Below are 3,083 nucleotides of genomic sequence, written 5' to 3'. Positions count from 1 at the left end.
TTCGGCGCGTTCGCCATCAATATCCTTCTCAAGAACGGCGTCCCAGCCAGCCGGAAGGTAGTAGGTCAGTTCATTCCGGGCACTGCCGTCGTAGAGGGGCAGGCTTCCGGGCAGAATCATCAAGTCCTGGTTCTGGTCTTGCCAGAGTCGAAAAATGACTTTCGCCATGAGTTTCAATACGCCACGAGTGCGCTGGAAACTTTCCAGCGTGGTCCAGTCCTCATAGAGCCGGTCGAAAACCTCCGGATGGATGGGGTAAGCCTGCACGAGTCGATCGAAGTAGCGCGCTTCTTGCGTTTCGGATGGGAGCTTGGAGCCTTCGGCGATATAGGCATCAGCAAACGCGCGGCAAACGGAGTCCCGCGTTTTCGTGTCGCGGATGGGCTCAAAGAGTCGTCGGCGCACGATCTCAAACGCCTCCTCCGTGGCGACCGGCTTCCAAAGTGCCTGGACTCGACCAAAAGTCTTTTCCAAAGCTTTTAGCGCCGCCACTCCTCGGTTGCTCCCCGCCTCAACCTCAGACTCGGGCAATGAGGCGAGTAGGATTGCGTTCGGAACGAGTTTGGCGGCCTCAGTGAGGGCCTGTAAGAACGAAAGGTTGCTGTCGTAGGTGCCACCGCTGAGCGCCTGGCCGTTGGAGAATTGGCGAATATAGGCAACCAGTTCATCGATGAGGACCACGCATGGAGCGTGTTTTTCAAGCAGGGTCTTGATCACTTCCTTGCCCGGGGAGGTGCCGTTAACATCGGCTTCCTTCACCAAGGCGAGCGCTTCCTCTCCTCCTAGTTGCCACGCGAGCTCACCCCATAGCGTCTGCACCGTCTGGGCACCGTGCTTCCAAGCCTGACCCGGTGCGAGATCCATACCGTCGATGACTGCTAGGCGCGCGCGCGGCACATCCAGCAGACCCGCTTGGTCCAGCAAAGCCGGAATGCCTACCAAGTCTTTGAGGGGGCAGGAACGTGTGGCGAGATGATAGACGGCGAGCATCGTGTGCGTTTTTCCGCCGCCGAATGCCGTCTGAAGCTGAATCACCGGATCGCCGCCTTGTCCGTTCAGGCGGCGAGCGACCGACGTGAGGAGAAGGCGCATCCCTTCTGTGATGAATGTGCGCTGAAAGAACGCGGCCGGATCTTGATACTCACGGGAAGCCTTGCCGGTGCGAACTGCCGTAATGTCGGCGGCAAATTCGGATTGCTGGAATGTGCCCTCCAGAACATCGGAATGAGGAACTGCGATTTCTCTCCAGGGTTTCAGACTCATAAATTAGGTCCCTTCGTTCTCAAAGCCAGGTAGATGCTGGATTACAGATTGGGGAGTAGTAGCGACCGTTGCGGCAGACTCGATACCCGTCCAGCTCGTGATGAGTTCGTTGTAGGCGCGGGCGTCTTCGGCCTGCCCGAGGCGTTCGCAGAGTGTGTAGAGGCGGTAGGCGAGCTGGCGCACGGCTTCGGCTTTGCCGCCGAGGGCGGCGAGGAGCGCGCCAGAGGCTGATTCGCCGCCTTGTTTCAGCGCGCGGATGAGCTGGTGCAGGGCTTCCCAGACCGGCGTGCGGGTGTCGGTGCGCGGGTCCCAATCGGTGGGATACTCGGCCCACTTGAGCAGGCGCACTTTGCCGCTGCCGCTTTGCAGCACCCCGGCTTCCTTCATGGCATCCACGCTGGTGGATTTGGAGCGGGCCAGCACGTCGGCTTCGCCAAAGACGCTTTCCGTCCAGCCGTGTTGCTCGAACCAGTGTAGGCAGAACTGGGTGTCGCCGTCGAAATCGTCCTCGGCGAGGAAGCGATTGATGAGTTGGAGGGCGGTACGAACGCTCATGGGCGAGCCGTCGGCCTCCAGCACGGCGGCGTATTTGGAGAAGACGGCCATGCCGGGGCCGATGATGGCCTGTGACAAATCCACAGGAGCGACCGGCGAACGGTCTTCGCCGGAGCCTTTGGTCATCTCATCGAGCGCCTCGGGTAGGACGGCATTCAACTCGCGAAGGAATTCGCGGCGCGAGACGGACGAGGCATCCAACGGGCGCTTGCGACAAACAAGGACGATGCTGGAAGCCAGAGCATTGTTACCGATGCCAATCATGCGAAACTCTTGCTCGCTCCTTAGCGGCCACGTTCCGACGATGGCGAAGCCAGCTCGTACGACCGCTGTTAGGAAGGTCACCCATCCCGTGGAGGCCGTTCCTGCATCGCCGGTGGTTTCGGACTGCTTGAACGCGTAGTAAATCGTGACCGGGCTCTCCGGGTGTGCCTGCTCCGCGAGATTGTGGATGACCTTGGTCATTCCTTCCAAGAAAAAGGCTTCTGCTTTGTCTTTGCTGCCGTGACGATGGGAGGCCGCCACCAGCTCTTCTGCTTTCGGAACCGCTATTGTCGCGAGAATTGTCGGAAAAACGGAACGCAACGCCTGACGCAACCAGATGTAGAAGAAGTCGGACAAGTCAGCGTAGCCGATGTTGTCGTAGTATGGTGGGTCTGTTGAAATGAATTTGAGACGAGAAATGTTCTGGCTCTGCGCGTCGGATTGAACCGCGAAACCAATCGCTGCGGGGGAGAGTTTCTTTATGCATTCTGAGATATACTCGGAGGCTGGAGCGAATCCCCCAACTGTGTTTTCAAGAATTGCGGCTTCCGGATAGTCCCATGTCATGGGAATTGCCTGCTTGGCGAACAGGTTCATCACTTTTTGGTTTCCGGGCACCCACCGAGTCATCGCATTGGAAAAGTCCGCGCAACGATTTACCGCAAATGCTAGATACACGCTGACAGCTTCTGCGTATGCGGTGGCACCGGCGCCGCCGCCATCGAGGCCTCGGTCAGTATTGTCTAGGCCAGTTGCCAGTCCATCTCGACGGATGCGTTCACGGACTTCGTTGACGAGATCGCTTAGGGTCGTGAGTGCGACTAACTGTCGCGGCGTGAAAGCATCCCCCCAAGTTGGCATCCCATACATGGGCAATCGGTCTATGTCGTGACAAGGGGTCGTCACTCCTAAATCGGGCTTCCAAGCTGGTTTTGCTGTGCGCGCAACAACTTCCGCCTCGTTTGTGGGGGGGAGGTATATACGTCCTCTCGGACCTTCTG

At 58.6% G+C, this 3,083-nt stretch carries 2 protein-coding genes; both read right to left on the bottom strand.

The features are described from left to right. Positions 1–1,263: ATP-binding protein (locus JNN07_09870; protein ID MBL9168036.1), on the bottom strand; the 1,263-nt coding region annotated here is incomplete at its 3' end. Between the two features lie 3 nt (positions 1,264–1,266). After that, on the bottom strand, positions 1,267–2,952 hold the full coding sequence (locus tag JNN07_09865; protein ID MBL9168035.1) for a DUF1156 domain-containing protein: 1,686 nt from the start codon (positions 2,950–2,952) through the stop codon (positions 1,267–1,269). Between the last annotated feature and the right edge of the window lie 131 nt (positions 2,953–3,083).

It is taken from the genome of Verrucomicrobiales bacterium (genome assembly GCA_016793885.1).
Taxonomy (GTDB): domain Bacteria; phylum Verrucomicrobiota; class Verrucomicrobiia; order Limisphaerales; family UBA11320; genus UBA11320.
This window is presented reverse-complemented; position numbering and strand designations above follow the sequence as displayed.